Annotated in this window: 22 protein-coding genes and 1 tRNA gene; 12 read left to right on the forward strand and 11 right to left on the reverse strand. The window is 59.2% G+C overall.

The features are described 5' to 3' along the window. Nucleotides 1–38: 38 nt before the first annotated feature. Nucleotides 39–2,741: a DEAD/DEAH box helicase gene (locus tag GHO03_RS05135; protein ID WP_133144898.1), complete on the reverse strand. Its 2,703-nt coding sequence runs from the start codon at nt 2,739–2,741 to the stop codon at nt 39–41. A gap of 11 nt (nt 2,742–2,752) precedes the next feature. Continuing rightward, entirely contained in the window at nt 2,753–6,202 is a 3,450-nt protein-coding gene (gene mfd / locus GHO03_RS05140) for a transcription-repair coupling factor (protein WP_095019366.1), read from the reverse strand. Between the two features lie 285 nt (nt 6,203–6,487). On the opposite strand from mfd, the gene GHO03_RS05145 reads away from it, so the two are divergent. Beyond that, nucleotides 6,488–7,951, forward strand: a complete 1,464-nt coding sequence (locus tag GHO03_RS05145; RefSeq protein ID WP_083369829.1) for a glyceraldehyde-3-phosphate dehydrogenase — start codon at nt 6,488–6,490, stop codon at nt 7,949–7,951. A 152-nt stretch (nt 7,952–8,103) separates the two neighbouring features. On the opposite strand, the gene GHO03_RS05150 is transcribed toward GHO03_RS05145, so the two are convergent. Beyond that, the gene (locus tag GHO03_RS05150; protein WP_133144899.1) at nt 8,104–9,402 is read right to left on the reverse strand and encodes an MFS transporter; all 1,299 of its coding nucleotides are present in this window, start codon (nt 9,400–9,402) and stop codon (nt 8,104–8,106) included. A 155-nt stretch (nt 9,403–9,557) separates the two neighbouring features. Next, nucleotides 9,558–10,121 (reverse strand): chalcone isomerase family protein, encoded by a 564-nt coding sequence (locus tag GHO03_RS05155; protein WP_133144900.1) that lies wholly within the window; start codon nt 10,119–10,121, stop codon nt 9,558–9,560. 258 nt (nt 10,122–10,379) lie between these two features. On the opposite strand from GHO03_RS05155, the gene sthA reads away from it, so the two are divergent. After that, nucleotides 10,380–11,774 carry a Si-specific NAD(P)(+) transhydrogenase gene (sthA, locus tag GHO03_RS05160; RefSeq protein WP_095002200.1) on the forward strand — a complete coding sequence of 465 codons (1,395 nt, stop codon included), beginning with the start codon at nt 10,380–10,382 and terminating at the stop codon, nt 11,772–11,774. Nucleotides 11,775–11,816: 42 nt separating this feature from the next. Here sthA and GHO03_RS05165 read toward each other — a convergent pair whose 3' ends face one another. Then, the gene (locus GHO03_RS05165) at nt 11,817–12,539 is read right to left on the reverse strand and encodes a glycerophosphodiester phosphodiesterase (RefSeq protein WP_095026088.1); all 723 of its coding nucleotides are present in this window, start codon (nt 12,537–12,539) and stop codon (nt 11,817–11,819) included. A 36-nt stretch (nt 12,540–12,575) separates the two neighbouring features. Further along, complete coding sequence (locus GHO03_RS05170; RefSeq protein WP_153399324.1) at nt 12,576–13,160, reverse strand: PilZ domain-containing protein; 585 nt, start codon at nt 13,158–13,160, stop codon at nt 12,576–12,578. Nucleotides 13,161–13,254: 94 nt separating this feature from the next. Between GHO03_RS05170 and GHO03_RS05175 the strand changes: the two genes are divergently transcribed. From GHO03_RS05175 to GHO03_RS05185, 3 genes are all read left to right on the forward strand, one after another. Beyond that, entirely contained in the window at nt 13,255–14,505 is a 1,251-nt protein-coding gene (locus tag GHO03_RS05175) for a lipoprotein-releasing ABC transporter permease subunit (protein ID WP_095002197.1), read from the forward strand. Nucleotides 14,506–14,512: 7 nt separating this feature from the next. Next, a complete protein-coding gene (lolD, locus tag GHO03_RS05180; RefSeq protein WP_165446489.1) occupies nt 14,513–15,196 on the forward strand; it encodes a lipoprotein-releasing ABC transporter ATP-binding protein LolD in 684 nt (227 codons plus the stop codon). Nucleotides 15,197–15,259: 63 nt separating this feature from the next. Next, on the forward strand, nt 15,260–16,504 hold the full coding sequence (locus tag GHO03_RS05185) for a lipoprotein-releasing ABC transporter permease subunit (protein WP_095020286.1): 1,245 nt from the start codon (nt 15,260–15,262) through the stop codon (nt 16,502–16,504). 88 nt (nt 16,505–16,592) lie between these two features. On the opposite strand, the gene GHO03_RS05190 is transcribed toward GHO03_RS05185, so the two are convergent. Beyond that, nucleotides 16,593–17,984 carry a heavy metal sensor histidine kinase gene (locus GHO03_RS05190; RefSeq protein ID WP_153380831.1) on the reverse strand — a complete coding sequence of 464 codons (1,392 nt, stop codon included), beginning with the start codon at nt 17,982–17,984 and terminating at the stop codon, nt 16,593–16,595. After that, on the reverse strand, nt 17,984–18,664 hold the full coding sequence (locus tag GHO03_RS05195; RefSeq protein WP_095002193.1) for a heavy metal response regulator transcription factor: 681 nt from the start codon (nt 18,662–18,664) through the stop codon (nt 17,984–17,986). The genes GHO03_RS05190 and GHO03_RS05195 overlap by 1 nt, the downstream gene beginning before the upstream one ends. 155 nt (nt 18,665–18,819) lie before the next feature. On the opposite strand from GHO03_RS05195, the gene GHO03_RS05200 reads away from it, so the two are divergent. Continuing rightward, entirely contained in the window at nt 18,820–19,356 is a 537-nt protein-coding gene (locus GHO03_RS05200) for a plastocyanin/azurin family copper-binding protein (protein ID WP_095019362.1), read from the forward strand. Nucleotides 19,357–19,437: 81 nt separating this feature from the next. After that, nucleotides 19,438–20,268 carry an NADPH-dependent 7-cyano-7-deazaguanine reductase QueF gene (queF, locus tag GHO03_RS05205; protein ID WP_095019361.1) on the forward strand — a complete coding sequence of 277 codons (831 nt, stop codon included), beginning with the start codon at nt 19,438–19,440 and terminating at the stop codon, nt 20,266–20,268. A gap of 109 nt (nt 20,269–20,377) precedes the next feature. Here queF and GHO03_RS05210 read toward each other — a convergent pair whose 3' ends face one another. Both GHO03_RS05210 and GHO03_RS05215 read right to left on the reverse strand, forming a co-directional pair. Then, a complete protein-coding gene (locus GHO03_RS05210) occupies nt 20,378–20,851 on the reverse strand; it encodes a peroxiredoxin (RefSeq protein WP_095002190.1) in 474 nt (157 codons plus the stop codon). A 13-nt stretch (nt 20,852–20,864) separates the two neighbouring features. Continuing rightward, the gene (locus GHO03_RS05215; RefSeq protein ID WP_016780071.1) at nt 20,865–21,425 is read right to left on the reverse strand and encodes a glycine cleavage system protein R; all 561 of its coding nucleotides are present in this window, start codon (nt 21,423–21,425) and stop codon (nt 20,865–20,867) included. Nucleotides 21,426–21,752: 327 nt separating this feature from the next. Here GHO03_RS05215 and dapA point away from each other — a divergent pair, with 327 nt between their 5' ends. The 5 genes from dapA to GHO03_RS05240 all read left to right on the forward strand — a co-directional run bounded on the left by dapA (nt 21,753) and on the right by GHO03_RS05240 (nt 25,450). Further along, entirely contained in the window at nt 21,753–22,631 is an 879-nt protein-coding gene (dapA, locus tag GHO03_RS05220) for a 4-hydroxy-tetrahydrodipicolinate synthase (RefSeq protein WP_095002189.1), read from the forward strand. Between the two features lie 17 nt (nt 22,632–22,648). Further along, nucleotides 22,649–23,764: an outer membrane protein assembly factor BamC gene (gene bamC / locus GHO03_RS05225; RefSeq protein WP_095002188.1), complete on the forward strand. Its 1,116-nt coding sequence runs from the start codon at nt 22,649–22,651 to the stop codon at nt 23,762–23,764. A 4-nt stretch (nt 23,765–23,768) separates the two neighbouring features. Further along, nucleotides 23,769–24,527, forward strand: a complete 759-nt coding sequence (locus GHO03_RS05230) for an MBL fold metallo-hydrolase (protein WP_095002187.1) — start codon at nt 23,769–23,771, stop codon at nt 24,525–24,527. A 28-nt stretch (nt 24,528–24,555) separates the two neighbouring features. Next, nucleotides 24,556–25,269, forward strand: a complete 714-nt coding sequence (gene purC / locus GHO03_RS05235) for a phosphoribosylaminoimidazolesuccinocarboxamide synthase (protein ID WP_019410660.1) — start codon at nt 24,556–24,558, stop codon at nt 25,267–25,269. A 91-nt stretch (nt 25,270–25,360) separates the two neighbouring features. Beyond that, nucleotides 25,361–25,450, forward strand: a tRNA-Ser gene (locus tag GHO03_RS05240). Nucleotides 25,451–25,809: 359 nt separating this feature from the next. Here the strand turns inward: GHO03_RS05240 and GHO03_RS05245 are convergent. Then, nucleotides 25,810–26,436: IS3 family transposase (locus GHO03_RS05245; protein WP_153399326.1), on the reverse strand; the 627-nt coding region annotated here is incomplete at its 5' end.

The following is a 26,436-nucleotide window of genomic DNA, read 5'->3' on the forward strand; positions in this document are numbered from 1 at the left end:
CAGCTGCTACAGAATCAAGCCGCAAGTTGCGTCAATTTTCAGCGCTTTTCAGTTTTAGGCGGCAACGGCGCAAACAATGCGTCGATGTCGTCATCCTGCAGTTTCCAGTCCCCTGCGACGCGTCCGTCCAGTACGCCTGCCGCCAAATCTGACTTTTCCTGCTGCAAATGCTGGATTTTTTCTTCCACAGTGCCGCGGGCAATCATTTTGTACACAAACACCGGTTTTTCCTGTCCTATACGATAGGCGCGGTCAGTGGCCTGGTTTTCTGCCGCCGGGTTCCACCAAGGGTCGTAGTGAATCACCGTGTCGGCCTCGGTAAGGTTCAGGCCTACACCACCCGCCTTGAGGCTAATCAGAAAAATCTGCAGCTTGCCGCTCTGGAAGTCCTTGACCGGTGTACGTCGGTCCCGGGTTTGCCCGGTGAGGATGGCGTAGGGCACCTTGCGCTTTTTCAGCTCGGCCTCGATCAGCCCCAGCATCGAAGTGAACTGCGAAAACAGCAGGATGCGTCGGCCTTCGGCAAACAGCTCTTCGAGCATCAGCATCAGGCTGTCGAGCTTGCCCGAGGTGCTGCCTTTTTTCGGCGGGGTGTCGCTGACCAAGCGCAGGTCGCAACATACCTGGCGCAGTTTGAGCAGCGCTTCGAGGATAATTATCTGGCTGCGTCCCACGCCCTTGCGGGTGATTTCGTCGCGGACTTTTTTGTCCATCGCCAGGCGCATGGTTTCGTACACGTCGCGCTGGGCTTCGTTGAGGTCCACCCAGTGGATGATTTCGGTCTTGGGCGGCAGTTCGGTAGCGACCTGCTCCTTGGTGCGGCGCAGCAGAAACGGTTTGATTCGCGCATTGAGATGCTGCAGGCGCTCGTTGCTGCCCTGGCGTTCAATGGGCACCCGGTAGTCGCGATTGAAAGTCTTGACGTCGCCCAGCCAGCCGGGCAGCAGGAAGTGGAACAGTGACCACAGCTCACCCAGGTGGTTCTCCAGCGGGGTACCACTCAGGCACAGGCGCTGGCGGGCAACCAGCTCGCAGGCGGCCTGGGTGGCCTTGCTGCCGGGGTTCTTGATGTACTGTGCTTCGTCCAGCACCAGCAGGTGCAGCGGCAGTTTTGCCAGATGCTCGATGTCCTTGGGCAGCAAGGCGTAGGTGGTCAGGATCACGTCGTAGTCGTTGAGGTGCGCGAAATATTTTTTGCGTGTGGCGCCATACAGCGCCAGTACCTTGAGCTGCGGCGTAAAGTGCGCCGCTTCGTCGAGCCAGTTGGGGATCAGGCTGGTGGGCATCACAATCATGGCCGGGCGATCAAGGCGGCCGGCATTTTTTTCGCACAAGATATGCGCCAGGGTCTGCAGGGTTTTGCCCAGGCCCATGTCATCGGCCAGCACGCCGCCCACTTCCAGCTGACGCAATGACTGCATCCAGCTCAGGCCTTCGAGCTGATAGGGGCGCAGGTTGGCATTGAGCCCTTCGGGGGCTTCGACGCTGAAATTCTTGATATCTCGCAGGCGCTGGGCGAAGCCGCGAATCTGCTCGCCACCTTCCCAGCGCAGGGGGAGTGCATCCAGGGCGTTGAGCCGCGGCGCGTCAGCACTTTTGATCCGCAGAGAAGTGGCGTCCGGCTCGCCCAGATAAAACTCGTCCAGAGTGGCCAGTACCGGTTTCAGCCGCCCGTACGGCAGCGCAACCTGCAGCGGACCATGGCCGCTGGCAGGGTTGGCCGGAATATTCACCAGGATCAGTTCGTCGTCCCTGCGCCGGGCGAGTTTTTCCGGGTTGAGGATGTCGCTGTGGGAGCGCATCAGGTTGAGCAGTATCGGCAGCAGGCTCAGGTGCTGGCCGTTGACGATAATCCCCAGCTCCAGGTCAAACCAGTCGCGCTCCGGGGCTTCGTCGACAGTGGCATACCAGTCTTCTACCGGGGTCAGGTCAAAGCCGAAACCTTCATCGATCTGCAACTCCCAGCCCTTTTCGGCCAGGCCTTGCAACTGGTTGAGGGTGAAATTCAGCCAGGCACTGTCATTGACCAGCTCAAACAGCTCGCCGGCGCTTTCCGGTAGTGCCTTGCTCTGGCGCGTGGCAATTTTAAAGCCCAGGCTGCGCAGTTGTTCGCGGTAAAGGTTTTCGACCTCGGGCTTGCGCTTGATGCGCAGGGTTTGCTGTTCCTGGCGCAGCAGGATGTCAGCGTTTTTTTGCCCGCTTACGTACTGGTCCAGGTAGTTGAACGACAGGGCGGCGCGGTGCTGGATATAGCGCTGCATTTTGCCGTTGCGCGGCTCGAAAGCGCTGAATTCGGCACTGGCCAGCCACAGTCGCGGTACTGGCTGGACGTCCTCGACCAGCTGTTCTGGCAGATTGTTGGGGCGACGTGAGTCGAGTACGGCCTGGAGTTTTTCCAGAAGCTCGGCATCCTGAGCAGCGGCGGGGTAGTTCAAGGTTTCTTCAATCTTCAGTAAGACGGCTGCGGTGTGCTTGCAATTAACCCGCACCGGGCAGGTACAGTGGGCGCTGACCAGCAGCAAGGTGCTTTTGGCCGACTCACGCAACTGAATGGTCTGTCGGTAGATGTTTTCGCCAGAGCCCTGACAGCTGGCAGTAATCAGCTTGTCGCCGATCTGGGCGATCCTGACCCGATTTTCCTTGGCGTAGCGGCGGCCACGCTCAAGGCTTTGTTCCTTGAAGCGACTGACCCAGCTTGGTGCCAGCGGCTGGGTCAGTCGGTCGGTGGGGTTCAGGGGCATGGGTTTTTCATTCAGGAAGACTTCGGCGTCAGGCGCTCGAACAGCGCTTCAATGGTATTGAAGCGTTCTTCCGGGCGCTCCATGGGTACCATGAATTTGAACAGGGTCGCGCCTTCGAATTTGTAGCGGTTGGGTTGGCCCTGGATCAATTTGATCAGCACCATCGGGTCAACCGGGGTGTCGGCGGCAAACTCGATGCGCCCGCCCTGCGGGCCGGCGTCGACTTTTTTGATGCCTAGTTGCTCGGCCTGCAATTTGAGCAGGGTGATGCGTACCAGGTTCTTGGTCGGCTCGGGGAGCAGGCCGAAGCGGTCGATCATCTCGACCTGCAAGTCCTTGAGGCCCTCTTCATCGGTTGCCGAGGCAATACGCTTGTAGAGGATCAGTCGCGCATGCACATCCGGCAGATACGACTCGGGAATCAGCGCAGGTACTCGCAGGTTGATTTCCGGGCCGCCGCCCAGCGGCTGGTCGAGGTTGGGTTGCTCGCCCTTGCGGATCGACTTGACCGCACGTTCGAGCATTTCCATGTACAGGGTAAAACCAACCGCCTGAATCTGGCCGCTTTGACCATCCCCCAGTAACTCGCCCGCGCCACGGATTTCAAGGTCGTTGGTGGCCAGGACAAAGCCGGCACCCAGGTCCTGGGTGTTGGCGATGGCTTCCAGGCGTTTTTGCGCGTCCCCGGTAATCTGCTGGCGCGGTGGCGTCAGCAGGTAGGCATAGGCCTGGTGGTGACTGCGTCCGACGCGGCCGCGCAACTGGTGCAACTGTGCCAGGCCGAACTTGTCGGCGCGCTCGATGATGATGGTGTTGGCGCTCGGCACGTCGATCCCGGTCTCGATGATGGTCGAGGCGATCAGGACGTTGAAGCGCTTGTGATAGAAGTCACTCATCACCTGTTCGAGTTCGCGTTCGCGCATTTGCCCGTGACCGATGCCGATCCGTGCTTCAGGCACCAGCTCGGCCAGTTCGGCCGCACATTTCTCGATGGTTTTAACGTCGTTGTGCAGGTAGTAGACCTGCCCGCCGCGCAGCAACTCACGCAGCAACGCCTCTTTGACGGTGCTTTTGTTCTGTTCCATGACGAAGGTGCGCACCGACAGCCGGCGCGCCGGCGGCGTGGCGATGATCGACAGGTCGCGCATGCCTGACACGGCCATGTTCAGCGTACGCGGGATCGGCGTGGCGGTGAGGGTCAGGATGTCGACTTCACTGCGCAAGGCCTTGAGCTGTTCTTTCTGGCGCACGCCGAAGCGGTGTTCTTCGTCGATGATCACCAGGCCCAGGTTTTTGATTTTGACATCGTCCTGCAGCAGCTTGTGGGTGCCGATGACGATATCGATCTTGCCTTCGGCCAGATCGGCGACTGCCTGGTTGATCTCTTTGGCCGACTTGAAGCGGCTCATCACCTCGACCGTTACCGGCCAGTCGGCAAAACGGTCGCGGAAGCTGTTGTAGTGCTGCTGGGCGAGCAGGGTGGTGGGTACCAAAATGGCCACCTGACGGCCGCCATGCACAGCAATAAAGGCCGCGCGCATGGCCACTTCGGTCTTGCCGAAGCCCACGTCGCCACACACCAGACGATCCATGGGCTTGGGCGACAGCATGTCGGCGCGTACGGCTTCGATGGTGGTTTGCTGGTCCGGGGTTTCTTCAAACGGGAAGCCGGCACTGAACGTTGCGTAATCCGCTTTCGGATCGGCAAATGCATAACCTTCGCGGGCTGCACGACGAGCGTAGATGTCGAGCAGCTCGGCAGCCACGTCACGCACTTGTTCGGCGGCCTTGCGCTTGGCCTTTTGCCAGGTTTCCGAGCCCAGGCGGTGCAGCGGCGCCAGTTCATCATCGCTGCCGGTATAGCGGGCGATCAGGTGCAGGTTGGCCACCGGCACATAGAGCTTGGCGCCTTCGGCGTATTCCAGGGTCAGGAACTCGGCCACCTGATTGTCGACTTCAAGTGTGGCCAGGCCCTGATAGCGACCTACGCCGTGGTCGATATGCACAACGGGTGCGCCTTCGCGCAACTCGGTGAGGTTCTTGATCACCGCATCGTTGTTGGCATCGGCGCGTTTTTCCCGGCGCCGGCGCTGCATCACGCGCTGGCCGAACAACGGGCTTTCGGCGATCAGCGCCAGCGCCGGATCCTCCAGCAGCAGGCCTTCATCCAGCGGGGCGATAGTAATCGCCAGGCGGTGCTTGCTGGCGACGAAGTCCGGCCAGCTGTCGACTGTTTTGGGTCGCAGCTTCAAGCGTTCCAGCAGTTCGAGCAGTACTTCGCGGCGACCGGCCGATTCGGCGGTAAACAGCACGCGGCCATCAAACTGCTCAAGGAAACCGGACAAAGCCGCCAATGGCTGGTTGGCCTTGGCTTCGATGGCCAGGTTGGGCAGCGGTTGCGCCGGGAAGCGTTCACGGCTGCTGCCGGTGTCGATGTCATCCTGGCTGGCGACCACCCGCGGCCAGTTTTTCAGGCGGGCGAAGCAGTCTTCAACCGGCAGGAACAGCTCGGCAGGCGGTAACAGTGGCCGCGACGGATCGATACGGCGCTCTTCGTAGCGGTTGCGTACGTCAGACCAGAAATTCTCGGCGGCCTGCTCGATGCCTGGCAGCGAGAACACTTGCGTGTCAGCCGGCAAATAGTCGAACAGGGTCGAGGTTTCATCGAAAAACAGCGGCAGGTAGTACTCGATACCCGCAGGGGTGATGCCGCTGCTCAAGTCCTGAAAGATCGGGCAGCGACGGAAGTCGACATCAAAACGCTCGCGAAAGCGCGCCTTGAACCGGGTCACCGCGTCTTTTTGCAGCGGGAACTCACGTGCCGGCAGCAGGCGCACCGACTCAACCTTGTCGATCGAGCGCTGGGTCTCGGGGTCGAAGGTGCGCAGGGTCTCGATTTCGTCGTCGAACAGGTCGATCCGGTATGGCAGTTTGCTGCCCATCGGGAACAGGTCGATCAACGCGCCGCGCACGGCGAACTCGCCATGCTCATACACCGTATCGACGCAGCGATAGCCACTGGCCTCAAGCCGGGTACGCATTTGTTCCACATCCAGCTTCTGGCCGATGTCCAGCACCAGGCTGCTGCCGAGCAGGAACTTGGTCGGGGCCAGGCGATGTAGGGCGGTGGTCACCGGCACTACCAAAACACCATGACTCAGTTCCGGCAGCCGGTACAGGCTGGCGATACGCTGGGAGATGATGTCCTGGTGCGGCGAGAACAGATCGTAAGGCAGGGTTTCCCAGTCGGGAAAATGCAGTACCGGCAAGTCAGGGGCAAAGAATCTCAGTTCCTGCTCAAGACGCTCGGCGCTTTGGCTGTCAGCGGTCAGGAGCAGGGTGAAGCGCCTGGCGGCGCTGGCGGCCTCGGCAATCGCGAGGCTCAGGGCGGCACCGGGCAGATTGCTCCAGTGCTGTTTACCTGCCGTGGCAGGGAGTTTCGGTAGACGCAGGACGGGCACGGAAGGTTGAGCTCCAAGCGTTGCGACAAAGTTGGCGATTGTAACGGGCCAAGGGGCTGGCTGTCAGTTGCAGCCTTTAACAGCGGCGCAAATCAGCGCATAACACTGACATGGGGGTGCCAAAGGGGCTGTGCAAGGGCAGCAGACTGATGAAATGGCAGTTGTTATAAAATTTTTCGCCTATATTTGTTGATGCTTAATCGTTTCAGTAACGGCGTATGACAGGCGTGCATTGCCCCTGCATGGGCGCAGCGGCATAATGTAGCCCCTTTTTTCAGCCCCTACATGTGGAAGGTTCCCGTGACTCAGAAGCCCGACCAGTGTCTTGGTGAATGGATCGACCGTGAAGCACTCGCAGAAGCGATGATTCCGCTTATCGGTCAGCTTTACCGCAATAACAATGTGGTTAGCTCGATCTATGGCCGCAGCCTGATCAACCGTTCAGTCATTGCGATTCTCAAGGCTCACCGCTTTGCTCGCCATCGTCAGTCCGATGATATCGAATTGTCCGTGCACGAAACTTTCCCGTTGCTCAAGGCAATGAGCGAGCTCAAGCTCGGCGCTGCTTCGGTAGACCTGGGCAAGCTGGCCGTGAAGTTCAAGGCCGAAGGCAATGGCCGCACGGCTGAGCAGTTTGTGCGCGAAGAACTGGCCGATGTTGTGGGTCAGCAAAACGCTTCTGCACGTAAAGGTACTGACGTTGTGCTGTACGGCTTCGGTCGTATCGGCCGTCTGCTGGCGCGCATCCTGATTGAAAAAACCGGTGGTGGCGACGGTCTGCGTCTGCGTGCCATCGTTGTGCGCAAAGGCGCCGACAACGATCTGGTCAAGCGTGCCAGCCTGCTGCGTCGTGACTCGGTGCATGGCCCGTTTGATGGCACCATCGTGGTCGATGAAGCCAACAACACCATCACCGCCAACGGCAACCTGATTCAGGTTATCTACGCGAAAAACCCTACCGAAGTGGACTACACCCAGTACGGTATCCAGAACGCCCTGCTGGTGGACAACACCGGTGTATGGCGTGATGCCGATGGCCTGGGCCAGCACTTGCAGTGCCCTGGTATCGATCGCGTGGTCCTGACCGCTCCGGGCAAGGGCAAGCTGAAGAACATTGTTCACGGCATCAACCACGGCGAAATCACCGCAGACGACAAGATCGTTTCGGCGGCATCCTGCACCACCAACGCCATCGTGCCGGTGCTCAAGGCTGTCAACGACAAGTTCGGCATCGTCAATGGTCACGTTGAAACGGTTCACTCGTACACCAACGACCAGAACCTGATCGATAACTTCCACAAGGGCGACCGCCGTGGTCGTAGCGCCGCGCTGAACATGGTTATCACCGAGACCGGTGCTGCTACCGCTGCTGCCAAGGCATTGCCTGAGCTGGCCGGCAAGCTGACCGGTAACGCGATCCGTGTGCCGACGCCGAACGTGTCGATGGCCATCCTCAACCTGAACCTTGAGAAGCCGGCTACCCGTGAAGAAATGAACGAGTACCTGCGTCACATGGCTCTGCACTCCGATCTGCACAAGCAAATCGACTTCGTCAGCTCCCAGGAAGTGGTGTCCACTGACTTCGTGGGTTCACGTCACGCCGGTGTGGTGGATGCTGAAGCGACGATCTGCAATGACAACCGCGTTGTGCTGTACGTGTGGTACGACAACGAATTCGGTTACAGCTGCCAGGTAGTACGCGTGATGGAAGACATGGCCGGGGTCAACCCGCCAGCGTTCCCGCGCTAAGCAACCGCCGCAACTGAAAACGCCCCGACTTGTCGGGGCGTTTTTGTTTGTGCGGGAAACCTGTGGGAGCGGGCTTGCTCGCGATGGGATCGGCGCGGTTGTTCAGTCAGACCGCGTTGCTGGCATCGCGGGCAAGCCCGCTCCCACAGGGGTCAGGCGTTACCCGCCACCGCCGATTGCGCCGTACGCAACTGATGCTGATTGCCACGGAACAACACCACGGTCGCAATCAGGCCCAGTATCGCCGCCCCGGTCAGCCACAGACCGGGGGCGGCCTTGTTGTCCAGGGCATGAATCAGGTAAGTGCAAGCCGCCGGAGTAAAGCCACCGAAAGTGGCGGTCGCCAGGCTGTAGGCCAGGGAGAAACCGGTGGTGCGCACTTCAACTGGCATGATTTCGGTCAGGGCAACCACCATCGCGCCGTTGTACGAGCCATACAGGAACGACAGCCACAGTTCGACAATCAGCAGATGACTGAAGCTCGGGTTGGCCACCAGCCAGGACAACGCCGGGTAGGCGGTCAGGATCGCCAGGATGGTCGCACCCAGCAGCAGCGGTTTACGCCCGATCTTGTCCGACAGCGAGCCCATGACCGGCAGCCAGAAAAAGTTCGACAGGCCAATGCACACTGTGACCAGCAAGGCATCGAAGTCCGACAGATGCAGCTCGGCCTTGCCGAAGGTCGGGGTATAGGCAGTGATCAGATAGAACGACACGGTAGTCATCACCACCAGGGCCATGCCACCCAGCACCAAGCCAAAGTTCTGACCGACTGAGCGAAGGATTTCACGCAGGGTAGGGTGATATTTGCGGGCTTCGAACTCAGGAGTTTCTTCCATCGAGCGGCGGATCACAAAGATCACCGGCACGATCATGCAACCCAGCAGACACGGAATCCGCCAGCCCCATTCACCCATTTCTTCAGGGCTTAGCCAATGGTTGAGACCAACCCCCAGCAAGCCTGCGAACACCACGGCAGCCTGCTGGCTAGCCGACTGCCAGCTGACGAAGAAACCCTTGCGCCCCGGTGTGGCGATTTCTGCCAGGTACACCGACACCCCGCCCAGTTCCACGCCTGCCGAAAAACCTTGCAGCAAGCGCCCGAGCAACACCAGCAGGGGTGCGGCAACACCCAGGGTGGCGTAGCCCGGCACGCAGGCGATGAGTACGGTACCCATGGCCATCAGGGCCAGGGTAATGATCAGGCCCTTGCGACGGCCGTGGCGGTCAATATAGGCACCGAGAAAAATCGCACCCAGCGGGCGCGCGAGAAAACCGGCACCGAAGGTGGCCAGGGCGAGCATCAGTGAGGCAAAAGCGCTATCGGTTGGGAAGAAGGTTTTGGCAATGGCCGTGGCGTAAAAGCCAAAGACCATAAAGTCGAACATCTCTAGGAAGTTACCGCTGACAACGCGAAAAATCGCCTTGCCTTTGCCCGTACTGGAGGCCATCAGAAATCACCCGCTCTTATCTGTTTTTATGCGTTATCCGTGTTTTTACTCGTCCACACTGCCAGGCAATGACCTGCGCCATTGCGCAAAACAGTTTTGTAACCATATGTGTAACAAAGTGTGTAGGCAACATTTCTTGGCGCTACACGGCCGGGCTAGGGCCTTTGCGCAAGCAGGCTCAGGCGCAGAGGGTCGGGCAGACCTTCGGGTGCGAGCCAGATGCCCAGGTAGATTTTGGCCAGTTGATGATTCTGGCTGGTGAAAATGACCTGACCATTGCGCTCCAGCTTCAGCCCGCGTTGCGGGTTGTAGTCCAGGGCGTAGCGATCGCCGCGTTTGATATCGCCAAAACTGGCCTGAAGTTGTTTTAGCGGGGCGTCGAGGCGAGCCAGGGTGGCTGCCGGTTGCTGGCGCTTGAGGATGGTGGCCGAGGCCCGGGTGATATCGCTGTGCTCCAGATCGCGCAGATAAAACAGCTCAAGGCGCAGCTCGCGCTGTTCGACAAAGGCCTGTTGCGGTTGGATGCCTGGCTGGGTGAAAAGGGCTGCGGCATAGATATCGGCCCAGAGGTAGGTCAGCACGATCTGGCCTTTGCGTTCCATGAGTTGCGTGCCATCGCGCCATTGGGCGGGAAAGTTGGCTTCTTTTAGCCGAGCTGACTCATCGGCCAGGCCGGTGGTGGAGTAAAGCAGCAACAATACGATCAACAACTGGCGCATGGTGGATGGCTCTGATCGATGGGTTGTTAGAGGTTATGCCAGTTTTGCTAAGTGTGCGGCAGCTGCTAGGCAGGCTCTCGCGCGCGATGAGATGTAGTGAACACAAAAATAGCCAACGACCAGACCAAGGGTTAATGTTCGCGGCGTTCAGGCTTCTATAGACTGTGCCCCACGTTTTGATCCTTCATGGCGCTGGCCGCGACATGATTTAGCCGTAGGTGCCCAAAGCGGTGCCACGGCCTGTTCTGAGGAGTACGCATGGCTGTCTACAACTACGACGTAGTGGTACTGGGTTCCGGCCCGGCAGGAGAAGGTGCGGCAATGAACGCCGCAAAAGCAGGGCGCAAGGTGGCAATGGTGGATAGCCGGCGTCAGGTTGGCGGCAACTGCACGCACTTGGGCACGATCCCGTCCAAAGCCTTGCGTCACTCGGTTCGCCAGATCATGCAGTTCAACACCAATCCGATGTTTCGGGCCATTGGTGAGCCGCGCTGGTTCTCGTTCCCGGACGTACTGAAAAGTGCCGAGAAGGTTATTTCCAAGCAAGTGGCTTCGCGCACCGGTTACTACGCACGTAATCGCGTCGACCTGTTCTTCGGCACCGGCAGCTTCACCGACGAGCAAACCATCGAAGTGGTGTGCACCAACGGCGTTGTCGAAACCCTGATGGCCAAGCAAATCATTATCGCCACCGGCTCGCGCCCGTATCGCCCGGCTGATATCGATTTCACTCACTCGCGTATCTACGATAGCGACACCATCCTCAGTCTGGGCCACACCCCGCGTAAGCTGATTGTTTACGGGGCAGGCGTGATCGGCTGCGAATACGCGTCGATCTTCAGTGGTCTGGGGGTGTTGATTGAGCTGGTGGATAACCGCGAGCAACTGTTGAGCTTCCTCGATTCCGAGATCTCGCAAGCGCTGAGCTACCACTTCAGCAACAACAACATCACCGTACGCCACAACGAAGAGTACGAGCGGGTAGAAGGCGTCGAAAACGGCGTGATCCTGCATCTTAAGTCCGGCAAGAAGATCAAGGCCGACGCCTTGCTCTGGTGCAATGGCCGTACCGGCAACACCGATCTGCTGGGTCTGGAAAACATCGGCATCAAGGCCAATGGCCGTGGCCAGATCACGGTTGATGAAAACTACCGCACCACCGTGCCGAACATTTTTGCCGCAGGTGATGTAATCGGCTGGCCAAGCCTGGCCAGTGCCGCCCACGACCAGGGGCGTTCGGCAGCGGGCAGCATCGTTGATAACGGCAGCTGGCGCTTCGTCAATGACGTGCCGACCGGCATCTACACCATTCCGGAGATCAGCTCGATCGGCAAGAACGAGCAGGAGCTGACCCAGGCCAAGGTGCCGTACGAAGTGGGCAAGGCGTTTTTCAAGAGCATGGCGCGTGCACAGATTGCCGGCGAGCCCCAGGGCATGCTGAAAATCCTGTTCCACCGTGAAACCCTGGAAGTGCTGGGCGTTCACTGCTTCGGTTATCAGGCATCAGAGATCGTGCACATCGGCCAGGCGATCATGAACCAGCCGGGCGAGCTCAATACCCTGAAATACTTCGTCAACACCACGTTCAACTACCCGACCATGGCCGAAGCCTATCGGGTAGCCGCCTACGATGGCCTCAACCGGCTTTTTTGAGCGGCTCCGGCCGGTGGCCTGAGCCGGCCGGGGAGACCGATTTCAGCTATTCCCGAGGGTGGCAGTGGCCAAACCGGGAAAGTCTGTAATCAGGCTATCTACGCCGAAGTCGGCGAGCCTGCGCATCAGCGCAGGTTCGTTGACTGTCCATACCGACACATGCAAACCCTGACGCTGGGCCTTCTCCAGGCGTTCAGGCGTGCACAGTGTCCAGTTCAATGCCAGCATCTCGCAGCCATAACTCTGGGCGACCTTGATCGGGTCGAGCCAGGCGTATTCGGCCACCAGGCCGCGGGACAGGTCTGGCGTCAACTCCAGCGCAGCCTTGAGCACCTCACGCGAGCTTGACGTGACCGTGACCTTGTCCATCAGCCCGTGACGTACCGCCATTTCGCGGATTGCCAGCACGGTGGTTGCTGCGCGGGTGCGCGAGGCGCTCTTGACCTCCAGCTGCCAGTGCTCGAAGTTGCACTTTTCAAACAGCTCCTCAAGGCGCGGGATCGGGCACGGCTGCATCCAGCCCGGGCCACCCTTGCGCGCGTCATAGGTCACCAGGTCGGCAGCCGTGTGCTCGATAACCTTGCCGCGCCGGTCCGTGGTGCGCTTGAGGGTCGGGTCGTGGATGACCATCAGCTCACCGTCCTTCGACAGGTGCAGGTCGAGCTCACAGCGCCGTACGCCATGCTTGAGGCATTGCTCAAAGCTGGCAAGGGTGTTTTCCGGTGCTTCGCCTTTGGCGCCGCGATGGCCATAAATCAGGGTCACATTTGCTCCTTGTACAGAGTGATCACGGCCCGGTGCTTACTCGGGCGCGGATGTTTGTTGTTCGCGGGCCAGGCGGCGCGCCTGTGCCTGTTTTTGCAAAATGTAGCGCGCCAGCAACTGGCGCTGCGTATCGGTGAGGGATTCAAATTCGGTGTTGATGCGGTAGTCGCCAGCGTGCGCCTGGCAATCGACCACGCGGGCACGCAGCAACAGGCCCAGGGCCTGGGGCATCAATACCAGCTTGACTGAAAGGTGGCTGCCCGCCGGGCAGGGGTGCGGGTGATGGAGCTCGATACCGCCTTCGGACAGCATGACCGGCTGCAGTTCACCGATCTGGCCCAGCACCGTTTGCGCAACGATCTGGCTCAGCAGTTCGACACGTTTGTTCAGGGTTTTCAGATAGCTGGAAAGGGTGCGGTCGCGTTCGCTGATCTGGCGCAGCAAGTGCTGGGACTCGAATTCGCTCAGGTGCAATTCGCTGAGCAAATTGAACAGCGGTGACTCATCCTGCAACACTTCACTGCTCGCGGCTTCGAGGGCCGACAGCGGGGTTATTTCCAGTGCGATCATATCCTCGATACGGTAGTATTCGCGGCGATCTGCTTCATCTAATGTCGACATGGCGAACCCATGATGGCGGCTGTGGTCTGAGTGTAAAGCTGCTTATCAGGCCCCGCCACAAGGACGTCTTCTTTTCCCTCGAACAAGCCCCGACATGTTCAGACCTCTCTCTTTATTTATCGGCACGCGTTATACCCGTGCAAAGCGTCGCAATCATTTTGTGTCGTTTATTTCCCTGACCTCGATGATCGGGCTCGCCCTTGGCGTGGTCGTGATGATTGTCGTGTTATCGGTGATGAACGGCTTCGATCATGAGATGCGCACCCGCGTGCTGGGCATGGTGCCCCACGCGACCATCGTCGGCGACCAGCCGATCAGTGACTGGCAAAGCCTGGCGGCCAAGGTCAAGCAGAACCCCAAGGTGGAGGCGGTTGCGCCGTTTACCCAGATGCAGGGCTTGCTGACCAATGATGGCAACGTGCAGAAAGTCCTGCTCAATGCCATTGACCCGGCGCAGGAACGCAATGTCTCGATCATTGACCGGTTCATGCAGCAGGGCCAGCTCGACTCGCTGACCCCGGGCAGCTTCGGCATCATCATTGGCGACAAGGCCGCGAAAAAGCTGGGTGTGAGCGTCGGCGACAAGCTGACCTTCGTTGCGCCGGAAGTCACGGTGACACCGGCCGGCATGTTCCCGCGCATGAAGCGTTTTACCGTGCAGGGCATTTTTCATGTCGGTGCCGGTGAGATCGACGGCTACCTGGGCATCACCAACCTGCAGGACCTGGCGCGTTTGCAGCGCTGGAAACCTGACCAGGTACAGGGCCTGCGGCTGAAGTTCGATGACCTGTTCGAAGCGCCGCGCACTGCCTGGGAAATCGCCCAGCAGCTGGGCGAGAGCCAGTATTACGCCCGTGACTGGACCCGTACCCACGGCAACCTGTACCAGGCCATCCGCATGGAAAAAGCCATGATTGGCCTGCTGTTGCTGCTGATTGTGGCCGTGGCCGCGTTCAACATCATTTCCACGCTGGTGATGGTGGTCAATGACAAGAAAGGCGACATCGCCATCCTGCGTACCCTGGGGGCGACGCCGGGCACCATCATGGCCACCTTTATGGTTCAGGGCACCGTTATCGGTGTGGTCGGGACGGCCATCGGCGCGGTGGTCGGGATGCTTGCTGCGCTCAATGTCAGCGCTGCGATCTCGGCCCTTGAAGGCCTGATCGGGCACAAGTTTCTCAATGCCGACGTGTATTTCATCGACTACCTGCCCTCGCAGTTGCAGGCACAGGACGTGTTGATGGTGTGCGGTGCGGCATTGGTTCTGAGTTTCCTCGCGACCTTGTACCCGGCCTGGCGTGCTGCGCGCACCCAGCCTGCGCAGGCGCTTCGTTATGAGTGAGTTGGGCATGAAAGAACAAGCAGTGTTGAGTTGCCGCGACCTGGGCAAGTCCTACGAGGAAGGCCCGGAATCCGTGGTGGTGCTGTCGGGGCTGCAGCTTGAGTTGCACCCTGGTGAGCGGGTGGCGATCGTCGGGACTTCGGGTTCGGGTAAAAGTACCTTGCTCAACCTGCTCGGCGGGCTTGATACCCCGACCAGTGGCAGTGTCTGGCTGGCGGGTGAAGAGCTATCGGCCCTGGGCGAAAAGGCCCGTGGCCTGTTGCGCAACCGCTCGCTGGGTTTCGTGTATCAATTTCACCACTTGTTGCCCGAGTTCACCGCCCTGGAAAACGTCTGCATGCCGCTGTTGATCGGCAAGACGGCGATCCCCGAAGCCCGTGAGCGGGCCACGGCGCTGCTGACCCGGGTGGGTCTGGGCCATCGCCTGGAGCACAAGCCGGCCGAACTGTCGGGCGGCGAGCGCCAGCGTGTGGCGATTGCCCGGGCGCTGGTCAACAAGCCGGGGCTGGTGATGCTCGATGAGCCCACCGGCAACCTCGACTCGCACACGGCCCAGGGCATTCAGGACCTGATGCTGGAACTCAGCACGTCAATGCGCACTGCGTTCCTGGTGGTAACCCACGACATGAACCTGGCCCGCCAGATGGATCGCGTGTTGCACCTTCAGGAAGGTCGCCTGACCACGATCTGACTGGCCAGCATCTGACGCCTGCAAGCGGGCGTCAGGTCTTCAATTTTTATACGGTGCCCGCGAATGTTCAGACCGTTATCGATTTTTATCGGCACGCGCTATACCCGCGCCAAGCGCCGCAATCGTTTTGTTTCGTTTATCTCCATGACCTCGATGATCGGCCTCGCTCTCGGCGTGCTGGCGATGATCGTGGTGTTGTCGGTGATGAACGGCTTCCAGCGTGAAATGAGTAACCGCATCCTCGGCATGGTGCCCCACGCGACCATCGTGGGCGTCAAGCCCATCGATGACTGGCGCCCGGTGGCCGAGGCCGCGATGAAAAACCCCGAGGTGACGGCAGCCGTGCCGTTTACCGAGCTGGACGGCATGCTGTCCTATAAAGGCTCGATGCAGCCGATCCAGATCAGCGGCATCGATCCGGAGCAGGAAGGCAAGGTCTCGATCGTGACCCAGCACATCGTGCAGGGCAGCCTCCAGGACTTGAAGCCCGACGAATACGGTGTGGTGCTGGGCGATATTGTTGCGCGGCGTTTCCGTCTGGGCGTGGGTGACAAGATCACCCTGATCGTCCCCGAGGCCAGCACCGCGCCTGGTGGCATTACTCCGCGCCTGCAGCGGTTGAATGTGGTGGGTATCTTCAAGGTTGGTGCTGAACTGGATGGCACCATGGGCCTGATCCATATGGCCGATGCTGCAGCCATTCAACACTGGGAGCCGAACCAGGTGCAAAGCGTGCGCCTGGCGGTCAAGGATCTGTACGCGGCACCGCAGGTTTCACAGCAAGTGGCGGCCGGCCTGGGGGATGGTTACAAGGCTGACGACTGGACTCACACCCAGGGCAGTCTGTTCAGCGCCATGAAAATGGAAAAAACCATGATCGGTCTGTTGTTGCTGATGATCGTGGCCGTGGCAGCGTTCAACATCATCGCCACGCTGATCATGGTGGTGAACGACAAGGGCGCCGACATTGCGATCTTGCGCACCATCGGTGCCACGCCGCGGCAGATCATGGCCATCTTTATGGTGCAGGGCACGGTGATCGGTATTGTCGGCACCTTGATCGGTGGCGTGCTGGGGGTGATTGCGGCGTTGAATGTTAGTGAACTGGTGGGCTGGATGGAGCGGGTGACCGGGCAGCATATCTTCAGTTCCGACGTGTATTTTGTCAGCAACCTGCCATCCGAGCTGCAGGGCGGCGATGTGGCGCTGATCTGCGGTGCGGGCTTTGTACTGAGCTTTCTGGCTACGCTGTATCCGGCGTATCGGGCAGCGAAGATTCAACCGGCCCATGCGTTGCGGTATTCCTGATAGTTGAAGAGCAAAAGCCCCTCACCCTAACCCTCTCCCGGAGGGAGAGGGGACTAAAGGCAAAAGCAGTTCTGCGCAGCGCCACAAATCAGCTCCCTCTCCCTCCGGGAGAGGGCTGGGGTGAGGGCAGCTTTGCTGGCAGCTCCACGACAAACCGCGTTACCCCCTCTTTCGACTCACAGCAGATCTGCCCGCCATGGGCACGAATGATCGACTGGGTGATCGCCAGCCCCAGCCCCGCATGCTCACTGCTGCCTTCACGGCGTGCCGGATCTGCCCGGTAAAACCGGTCAAACAGGCGTGGCAGCAGTTCTGCAGGGATTCCCGTGCCCGTGTTCTCGATGCTGATGCGCGCAGTGCCCGGCAAAGCCTCAATCAGCACTTTGATCGCGCCACCCGCCGGCGTATAGCGCAAGGCGTTATCCAGCAGGTTGGAAAGGGCGCGGCGCAGCATGCTGCGGTCGCCTGCAAGAAGTGCATTGCCTTCGCGGGTCAGTTCAATGTGCGAGTCTTCGGCCAGCAGCGCATAAAACTCCAGTAATGCCTCCACTTCCTGACCCAGATCCAGGGCTTCGCGCCGAGGCGTAAGCAAGCCGTGATCGGCCTTGGCCAGATAGAGCATGTCGTTGACCAGTTGCGCCATCCATTGCAGCTCTTCAAGGTTGCTATGCAGTGCCTCGCGGTATTCTTCAATGCCCCGGGGGCGGGTCAGGGTGACCTGGGTGTGGGTCAGCAGGTTGGACAATGGCGTACGCAGTTCATGTGCGATGTCGGCGGAGAATGCCGACAATCGCTGGAATGAATCGTCCAGTCGCGCAAGCATGGCGTTAAAAGCCGTGGCCAGCTCTGCCAGTTCAGCGGGCATTTGTTCCTGGGGCAGGCGGGCGTTAAGCGAGTCGGCCGAAACGCTGGCTGCGATCGCGCTCATGCGGCGCAGAGGGCGCAAGCCGCTGCGGGCTGCCCACGCACCGAGAATCGCCGTGGCCAGTGCCGACAGGCCTACAGTCATCCAGATCAATCTCTGCATGCGCTGCAGGAAGTGCTGGTGGTGGGTGATATCCAGCAACAGGGTCAGATGCGGCGCATCGGGGCTGTCGGTCTGCGGTACCAGAACACGGTAATCGGTGCCGTTTATTTGCAGGCTGCCCAAGCCCGGGCGGGTCTCAAGCTCCAGTGGCAGGCGCGGTGAGCTGTCAAACCATAGATGCCCGTCCGGGCCGCGCACCCGTATCGCCAGGTCCGGCTGGTGGGCCAGATCCTGCATCAGGGCGGGCAGGCGCAGGGTGAAGCGTTCAAGGGTGTCAGCCCCTTGCAGCGTGCTGCGTAGTACGGCGAGGCGACTTTCCATCAGTTGCTGGTCGAGCTCGACAAAATGCACCTCGCTGGCGCGCCCGAACAGCACCCCGGCAAACAGCGATACCACGGCGGTACAACCGGCAAACAGCAGCGCCAGGCGGCTGCTCAACGACAGGCGGCGCATCAACTGCTGCGCTCTTCAAGCACATAACCCATGCCGCGCACGGTGTGGATCAGCTTCTGCTCATGGTTGTCGTCGATTTTCAGGCGCAGGCGGCGAATCGCCACTTCGATGACGTTGGTGTCGCTGTCAAAGTTCATGTCCCACACCTGTGAAGCAATCAAGGACTTGGGCAGCACTTCTCCCTGACGGCGTAGCAGCAGCTCCAGCAGGGCGAATTCCTTGGCGGTAAGGTCGATGCGCTGGCCGTTGCGCTCAACACGGCGGCGGATCAGATCAAGGCGCAGGTCGGCCAGTTGCAGGCTGGTCTCCTGGGGAGTGTTGCTACCGCGGCGCAACAGGCTGCGAACCCGTGCCAGCAGCTCGGAAAAGGCGAACGGCTTGACCAGATAATCATCGGCCCCCAGCTCCAGGCCGTGGACGCGGTCAGCGACCGCATCCCGTGCGGTCAAAAACAGCACCGGCATGCTCAGTCCGGCGCTACGCACCGCTTGCAGGATTTGCCAGCCATCACGGCCGGGCAGCATGACGTCGAGAATCAGCAGCGAGTAATCCCCGGTCAGGGCCAGGTGTTGCCCGGTAATACCGTCGGCCGCCAGTTCGGTGGTGAACCCGGCCTCGCTCAGGCCCTGGCGCAAGTACTGTCCGGTTTTGACCTGGTCTTCGACTATCAGCAGTTTCATGGTCGACTCATCATAAAAATTATCCTCAGCCTTATACCTTGGTGCAGGTTATGCAGGGTCAAGCTGACAAAGTTGTAATCTTGCAGTCAGTTGAATGCCAGTGCCGAGACTTTAAAGTAGCGCCAAGCCTGACATTTTTGTTTCTGGGAGTAAGTATGACCGCACGTATCCGTTTGTCGCTTGCTGGCTGTTTTTTGGCCTTGAGCCTGCCGGTAATGGCATCGCCTGCCGGGCATTTTGATTTTGGTCAGCCCGCACCTGCCGCCAGCGCCACGCGCACGGTTGAAATCGACATGACTGATATTGCCTTCACGCCAAAGTCGCTGGATGTGAAAGCCGGTGAAACGGTGCGTTTTGTCCTGGTCAACAAAGGGCAGTTATTGCACGAGTTCAACCTGGGCAATGCCGCGATGCACGCGGCACATCAGAAAGAAATGCTCGAAATGCAGCAAAGCGGCATGCTTACCCCGACCGGTATGGGGCATGACGGCATGGATCACTCGGCAATGGGCCACGGCGCCATGAATATGCCGGGCATGAAGCACGATGACCCCAACAGCGTGCTGGTCGAGCCGGGTAAAACCGCGGAGTTGACCTGGACCTTCACCCGCGCCGACAACCTGGAATTTGCCTGTAATGTGCCGGGTCACTATCAGGCTGGCATGGTCGGCAAGGTGAAAGTTGCGCCTTAAAACGTCCTGATTGTCGGTGAACGCTGAAAGCCTGGCTTAAACCCGATAGAATTACCGGGTTTTTCTAGCCAGGTTTTTGTCATGCATCCCGCCGCCGAACATTCCCCGCTGGGCAAGTCCAGTGAATACATCAGCACTTATACCCCGTCCTTGCTGTTCCCGATCCCGCGCGCGGCGAAATGGGCCGAGCTGGGGCTGAGCGCCGAAACGCTGCCTTATGTCGGCGTGGATTTCTGGACCTGCTTCGAGCTGTCCTGGTTGTTGCCATCGGGCAAACCGGTGGTGGCCATTGGCGAGTTTTGCTTTGCCGCCGATTCGCCGAATATCGTCGAGTCCAAGTCGTTCAAGCTGTATCTCAACTCGCTGAACCAGACGGTATTTGCCGATACCCCGAGCCTTGAGGCTACATTGCGTGCAGATTTGTCGGCCGCATCCGGCAAGCCTGTCAGCGTGCGCGTACGCAGTCTGGATGAAGTTCAGGCTGATGGCGTAGCCGTATTGCCGGGTGTGTGCATTGATGACCTGGATATCACGGTCAGTGATTACGCGCAGCCGCGTCCTGAATTGCTCAAGTGCGACGATTCCCAGGTGGTTGAAGAAAGCGTCTACAGCCACTTGCTCAAATCCAACTGCCCGGTCACCAGTCAGCCGGACTGGGGCACGGTGGTGGTCGAGTACCGTGGGGCGGCGCTGGATCACGCCAGTTTGCTGGCGTACCTGGTGAGCTTTCGCCAGCATTCGGATTTTCATGAGCAGTGTGTGGAGCGGATCTTTCTCGACCTGCAGCGTTTGCTCAAGCCCGAGAAGTTGACCGTGTATGCGCGCTATGTGCGCCGTGGTGGGCTGGATATCAACCCGTACCGCAGCACCGAAGCGGTCGAGTTCCAGAATGTGCGGTTGGTGCGTCAGTAATACGCTGTGACTCATGTGGGAGCGGGCTTGCTCGCGATAGGTCTATGCGGTTTGCCTGACAAACCGCGTCGCCTGAATCGCGAGCAAGCCCGCTCCCACAGAGTTTTGCTTAGCCGTTATTCAGCGCCTTGGCCTGCTCCAGCACTGCCTCGACATGGCCTGGCACTTTCACGCCGCGCCATTGGTGACGCAACACGCCGTCCTTGTCGATCAGGAAGGTGCTGCGATCCACGCCAAGGTACTCCTTGCCGTATAGCTTTTTCAGCTTGATCACGTCAAACAGCTGGCACAGGGCCTCGTCCTTGTCGCTCAGCAACTCAAACGGGAAGCCCTGCTTGGCCTTGAAGTTCTCATGGGACTTGAGGCTGTCGCGGGACACACCAAACACTTCGGTATTGGCCGCCTGGAACTCGGCGTAATGGTCGCGAAAGCCCTGGCCCTCAGTGGTGCAGCCCGGTGTGCTGTCCTTGGGATAGAAGTAGATCACTACCTGCTTGCCCTTGAGCTGCGACAGGCTGACGGTTTTTTCACTCGTCGCCGGGATCTGGAAATCGTCTACGGGTTGGTCAATTGCAACAGCCATTGAGTCGGTTTCCTTACATCGGGTTCTGTGGGCGCCAAGGTTCGATCAGTGCGTCCAGGTTCAACGCGTCGGCGAAGTCGAGGAACTGATCACGCAGCCAGCTGATTTGCACGCCGGCCGGCAAGGTCACGGTGAAGGTGGCGTTGAGCATGGTGCCGCCGGTTTGTGGCGCCTGATAGGTATCGCACGTCAGGTTTTCCAGCTCGACGTTGTGATCCATGAAGAACTGGCACAGCTCGTTGATGATGTCCGAGCGGTAGGCCGAGCTGACATAGGCCACGTACGGCAGCGCCTGCGGGCGGGTTTCAAGGGCCGCACTGCGTACTACATTGACGCTGAACGCGTGCTTTTTGGCCAGCGCAGGCAAGCCAGCTTCAAGGCGTGCCAGGGCGTCCCAGCTACCGGTAACTTCCAGGACCAGGGCACTGCATTCGCCGTGGCGAGTCAGGCGCGAGGTCACGACAGCGCAGCGATTTTCATGGCTGGCGCGGCACAGCACGTTAGTCAGCTCCATTGGGTTGGCGCCAAGGGCACTGATGACAAGGAATTGTTCGCGAACTGTGGGGGTGGACATTCAACCTTCCTAAAACGATGAGCGGTCAGTACGGTCGATGGGAGGCAAGTTGAGTATCAGGTAACACTTGAGCGTCAGAAGCCCGTCAATACTGCGTTCCAGGCGGTTTGCAGGCTCTGCAAAACGTGCTCGGTGGCGTTTGGGCGGGGCTTTTGGCGCTTGCTGAGGGCCTGTGAAACAGACTTGCGCACACATCAGTACCAATCAAAGGCTGAAGGGTAGCGAAAAGCAACGCGAAGGGGAATGCTCATCGGGCGCGCTGTTGCTTGTGCAAGGGTCATGGCGCCAGTACCATTACGGCTCTCTTTTTCCGGCAGGAGCGGTTGCATGATTGCGGGCAGTATGGTGGCACTGGTCACACCTATGGATGCACAAGGTCGTCTTGATTGGGACGCTCTTAGCAAACTGGTGGACTTTCACCTGCAAGAGGGCACCAACGCCATTGTTGCCGTTGGCACTACAGGTGAATCGGCAACTCTGGATGTGAACGAACACATTGAAGTGATTCGTCATGTCGTCAAGCAGGTTGCAGGGCGCATTCCGGTGATTGCCGGCACGGGCGCCAACTCGACGCGTGAAGCGATCGAACTCACCACCAATGCAAAGGCCGCTGGCGCCGATGCATGTCTGCTGGTGACACCGTATTACAACAAGCCGACCCAGGAAGGCCTGTACCAGCACTTCAAGGCGATCGCCGAAGCGGTCGATATCCCGCAGATCCTGTACAACGTTCCGGGCCGTACCGCCTGCGACATGCTGCCGGCTACCGTCATTCGTCTTTCCACCGTGCCGAACATCATCGGCATCAAGGAAGCCACCGGCGACCTGACGCGCGTACCGGCCATTCTGGCAGGGGTGAGCAGCGACTTCCTGGTGTACTCCGGCGACGACGCCACCGCAGTCGAGCTGATCCTGCTCGGCGGCAAGGGCAATATCTCGGTAACCGCCAACGTTGCTCCGCGTGACATGAGCGACCTGTGCGCTGCTGCGATGCGTGGCGATGCCGACACTGCCCGTGCGCTGCACGAAAAGCTGATGCCGCTCAATAAAACCCTGTTTATCGAATCCAACCCTATCCCCGTGAAATGGGCGCTGCATGAGATGGGCATGATGTCGGACGGTATCCGTCTGCCACTCACCTGGCTCAGCGAGCCTTGCCACGAACCACTGCGTCAGGCAATGCGCCAGTCCGGTGTCTTGGTTTAATTGAGGAAGCACTACGCATGAAGCGATTGGCCGGACTTTCCGCACTAGCCGTGATTATTTCCAGCACCAGCGGCTGCGGTTGGCTGTGGGGTCAAGAGGGTTACTTCCGCGACCGTGGCAGCGACTACCTGGAGGCGCGTCAAACCGCTCCAATGCAGTTGCCGCCAGGTGTCCAGACTGACAAGCGCCTTGTGCCGCTGTTGCCGATCCCCAGCAATGTGCCCGACGACAACGTCAAGGGCGAGTTTGAAGTACCGCGTCCACAGCCGTTGGCTGTAGCCGCCAGTGCCAGCGATTTCAGCCTGCAGAAAAGTGGCGACAGCCGCTGGGTCATGGCGCAGCGTTCGCCGTCAGAAGTCTGGCCGGTAGCGATGCAGTTCTTCCAGGACAATGGCTTCCGCATCGACGAACAGCGCCCGCAAACCGGCGAGTTCACCACGAGCTGGCAGCGTGCTGACGAGCTTTCCGCTCCGATCGCCCGCCATGTGGGCAGCAGCGGCCTGGCCTCCGACAGCGAAACCCGCCTGCGGGTACGCATCGAGCCGGGTGTGCAGCGCAATACCAGCGAAATCTACGTGGTCAGTGCCAACCGCCCGGCCGGTAGCAGTGCCAACGTCGACTTTGGCAACCGCTCGGTCAACACCGGTCTGGATGCAGCCCTGGTTGATGAAATGCTGATCAGCATGAGCCGCAACGCCGAGAAGGGCGGTTCGGTTTCGCTGCTGGCTGCCCGTGATTTCGACACCCCTGCGCGTGTGAGCCTGAACGAAGACGGCAGCGGCAACCCGGTGCTGACCCTGACCGAAGACCTCGACCGTGCCTGGTCCAGCGTAGGTCGTGCACTTGAACAGGGCGAATGGCGCGTTGAAGACATCAACCGCACGTTGGGCCTGTACTACATCAACCTCGCCGAAAAAGCCGAGAAGAAGGACGAGAAACCTGGTTTCTTCTCCGGTCTCTTTGGCAGCAAGCCGGACAAGGAAGAAGTTGAAGCCCGTGCCCAGCGCTATCAGGTTCGCCTGAGCAAGGTGGGTGAAAGCGTGCAAGTGACCGTCGAAGAAAACATCAACACCGTTGCCTCGCCAGAAGTGGCGCGCAAGGTGCTGGGCGTTATCCAAGACAACCTGGGCTGATTGTATGCGTTTTGCCGTTCTCGGCAGTGGTAGCCAAGGGAATGGCACGCTGATAGCCAGCGACAGCACCTATGTACTGGTCGATTGCGGTTTCTCGTTGCGAGAAACCGAGCGTCGTCTCGCCAGGCTGGGCATCAGCGCTCACCAGCTGAGCGCGATTCTGGTCACCCACGAACATGCCGACCATGTGCATGGCGTGGGTTTGCTGTCGCGGCGCTACAATTTGCCGGTGTACATGAGTCGTGGTACCCAGCGCGGGATGCGCAAGCCTCTGGAGGCCGCCGGTTACGTGGCGGGTGGTCAGACGCTGCAAATCGGAGCCTTGAATATCAGTGTGACCCTGGTCGCCCATGATGCCCAGGAGCCCACCCAGTATGTATTCAGTGACGGCAAGCGGCGATTCGGCTTGCTGACCGACCTGGGTTCGTATTGTGCTGGCGTGCTGGACAGCTATCGCGACCTGGATGCGCTGATGATTGAAGCCAACCACTGTCGGGACCTGCTTGCCCGTGGTCACTACCCTGCGTTTCTCAAGCGCCGGGTAGGGGGCCAGGAAGGACATTTGAACAACCACCAGGCCGCAAGCCTGGTGGCCGAGTTGGGCTGGCAAGACCTGCAACACCTGGTACTGGCCCACCTCAGCAGCAAGAACAACCTGCCGCAGCTGGCCCGGCAATGTTTTGTCGACACCCTTGGGTGCGACCCGGACTGGCTGCAACTGGCCGATCAAGATTCAGGGCTCGACTGGCGCACAATCGCCTAGCCCACCTACTTAGCATGCGGAGCCCATCATGGAAAAACGTGAAGAACTCTATCGCGGTAAAGCGAAATCGGTTTACAAGACCGACGACGAAAACCGCTTGATCCTGCTGTTTCGCAACGACACTTCGGCGTTCGACGGCAAGCGTATCGAACAACTTGATCGCAAGGGCATGGTGAACAACAAGTTCAACGCCTTCATCATGCAGAAACTTGAAGAAGCCGGCGTGCCGACCCAATTCGACAAACTGCTGGGTGACAACGAGTGCCTGGTGAAGAAACTCGACATGATCCCGGTCGAGTGCGTTGTGCGTAACTACGCAGCGGGCAGCCTGGTCAAGCGCCTGGGTGTGGAAGAGGGCATGAAGCTCAACCCGTACACCTTCGAACTGTTCCTCAAGGACGACGCCAAGGGCGACCCGTTCATCAACGAATCCCACGTCGTGGCTTTCGGTTGGGGCACGGCCGAGCAACTGGTTCGCATGAAAGAACTGTCGCTCAAGGTCAACGACGTACTGAACAAGCTGTTCGATGACGCCGGCTTGCTGCTGGTCGACTTCAAACTTGAGTTCGGCGTATTCCACGACGGCTCCATCGTCCTGGGTGACGAATTCAGCCCGGACGGCTGCCGTCTGTGGGACAAGGCTACCGGCAAGAAAATGGACAAGGACCGCTTCCGTCAGGGTCTGGGCGACGTAATCGAAGCCTACGAAGAAGTTGCAAACCGCCTCGGCGTCCCGCTTTAAGCAGTAAAGGCGCGCAAGCAACTGATACAGCGCGGTTTTTTTGAAAAAAGGCTTTGCCATAATCAAAAACCGCGCTATTATTCGCGCCGTTGGAGAGATGCCAGAGTGGCCGAATGGGACGGATTCGAAATCCGTTGTACTGGCGACAGTACCTAGGGTTCGAATCCCTATCTCTCCGCCATATTGAAAAAAGCCTTATAAATCAATGATTTACGAGGTTGTAAAAATGGTGATTTGTAGCAAGGTTTTGTAGCAAAACCTGACCTGCAGATCGCCATTTTTTTCGTCTGTCATTTGACCGTCCTATGGCTCTTCCTGAGCGTCTTTGGCCTTCTTGGCTACCAACGCCTATCGCTGACCTGATGATACCTCTGCTGAGCCTGTGGGCTGCTCTGCTGCTACGTTTTAGATCAAGGTCGCCAAAGGTGCGGGGACTTGTACCCGTGCCGTTGGGGGCCGGATTACGAAACGAAAACCGGTCGCAGGCAGTTGTCGAGGGTGGGTGATAAATAAGGGTTCGGGGATATATCTTTGTAGTGGTCAACTCATCCCGGACACGGTTTTGAGTTTTTCTTCCGTTTTCGCTGGGGCCAATCCATCGTTAAATTGATGAGGTCGGATCCAGTTGTAGTGATGCATCAGGTACTGGCTAATATCTCTCTGAGCCTGGTGGCCGGTCATGTAGCCAGTGGTTGGTATCCACTCTGTTTTCAAGCTGCGAAAAACCCGCTCCATCGGCGCATTATCCCAGCAGTTTCCTCGGCGGCTCATACTCTGACGCATGCGATAACGCCACAGCCGCTGGCGAAAGTTGCGGCTGCCATATTGGGATCCCTGGTCTGAGTGAAATAGCAAGCCTTGCGGCTTGCCACGCTGCTCGTAAGCCACATCCAACGCCTTGATCACCAAGTCTGCATCCGGCTTTTCTGATAACGCCCAGCCCACCACTCGGCGAGCGTAAAGATCCATGACAACCGCAAGGTAGTGCCATTTCCCCTGTGCCCAGATGTAGGTGATGTCGCCGCACCAGACCTGGTTGGGCGCTTCGACATCAAATTCTCGGTTCAATATATTTGGGATATCCGGCCGCTCGACTGTCGCCTTTTTATAGGCGTGTGATCCTGGCTGCTTGCTGACCAACTCCAGCTCACGCATCAGCCTGCGTAC

It is taken from the genome of Pseudomonas sp. FSL R10-1339, from assembly GCF_009600545.1.
Taxonomy (GTDB): domain Bacteria; phylum Pseudomonadota; class Gammaproteobacteria; order Pseudomonadales; family Pseudomonadaceae; genus Aquipseudomonas; species Aquipseudomonas bubulae.

Excerpts from the sequence above, each read along its gene's own strand:
- GHO03_RS05155 (WP_133144900.1), bottom strand. The coding sequence starts at position 10,121 with ATGCGCCAGTTGTTGATCGTATTGTTGCTGCTTTACTCCACCACCGGC.
- GHO03_RS05200 (WP_095019362.1), top strand. The coding sequence starts at position 18,820 with ATGACCGCACGTATCCGTTTGTCGCTTGCTGGCTGTTTTTTGGCCTTG.
- GHO03_RS05230 (WP_095002187.1), top strand. The coding sequence starts at position 23,769 with ATGCGTTTTGCCGTTCTCGGCAGTGGTAGCCAAGGGAATGGCACGCTG.
- bamC (WP_095002188.1), top strand. The coding sequence starts at position 22,649 with ATGAAGCGATTGGCCGGACTTTCCGCACTAGCCGTGATTATTTCCAGC.
- GHO03_RS05195 (WP_095002193.1), bottom strand. The coding sequence starts at position 18,664 with ATGAAACTGCTGATAGTCGAAGACCAGGTCAAAACCGGACAGTACTTG.
- GHO03_RS05150 (WP_133144899.1), bottom strand. The coding sequence starts at position 9,402 with ATGGCCTCCAGTACGGGCAAAGGCAAGGCGATTTTTCGCGTTGTCAGC.
- GHO03_RS05210 (WP_095002190.1), bottom strand. The coding sequence starts at position 20,851 with ATGGCTGTTGCAATTGACCAACCCGTAGACGATTTCCAGATCCCGGCG.
- GHO03_RS05175 (WP_095002197.1), top strand. The coding sequence starts at position 13,255 with ATGTTCAGACCTCTCTCTTTATTTATCGGCACGCGTTATACCCGTGCA.
- GHO03_RS05135 (WP_133144898.1), bottom strand. The coding sequence starts at position 2,741 with ATGCCCCTGAACCCCACCGACCGACTGACCCAGCCGCTGGCACCAAGC.
- purC (WP_019410660.1), top strand. The coding sequence starts at position 24,556 with ATGGAAAAACGTGAAGAACTCTATCGCGGTAAAGCGAAATCGGTTTAC.
- dapA (WP_095002189.1), top strand. The coding sequence starts at position 21,753 with ATGATTGCGGGCAGTATGGTGGCACTGGTCACACCTATGGATGCACAA.
- lolD (WP_165446489.1), top strand. The coding sequence starts at position 14,513 with ATGAAAGAACAAGCAGTGTTGAGTTGCCGCGACCTGGGCAAGTCCTAC.
- GHO03_RS05215 (WP_016780071.1), bottom strand. The coding sequence starts at position 21,425 with ATGTCCACCCCCACAGTTCGCGAACAATTCCTTGTCATCAGTGCCCTT.
- GHO03_RS05145 (WP_083369829.1), top strand. The coding sequence starts at position 6,488 with ATGTGGAAGGTTCCCGTGACTCAGAAGCCCGACCAGTGTCTTGGTGAA.
- GHO03_RS05170 (WP_153399324.1), bottom strand. The coding sequence starts at position 13,160 with ATGTCGACATTAGATGAAGCAGATCGCCGCGAATACTACCGTATCGAG.
- GHO03_RS05190 (WP_153380831.1), bottom strand. The coding sequence starts at position 17,984 with ATGCGCCGCCTGTCGTTGAGCAGCCGCCTGGCGCTGCTGTTTGCCGGT.
- GHO03_RS05185 (WP_095020286.1), top strand. The coding sequence starts at position 15,260 with ATGTTCAGACCGTTATCGATTTTTATCGGCACGCGCTATACCCGCGCC.
- queF (WP_095019361.1), top strand. The coding sequence starts at position 19,438 with ATGCATCCCGCCGCCGAACATTCCCCGCTGGGCAAGTCCAGTGAATAC.
- sthA (WP_095002200.1), top strand. The coding sequence starts at position 10,380 with ATGGCTGTCTACAACTACGACGTAGTGGTACTGGGTTCCGGCCCGGCA.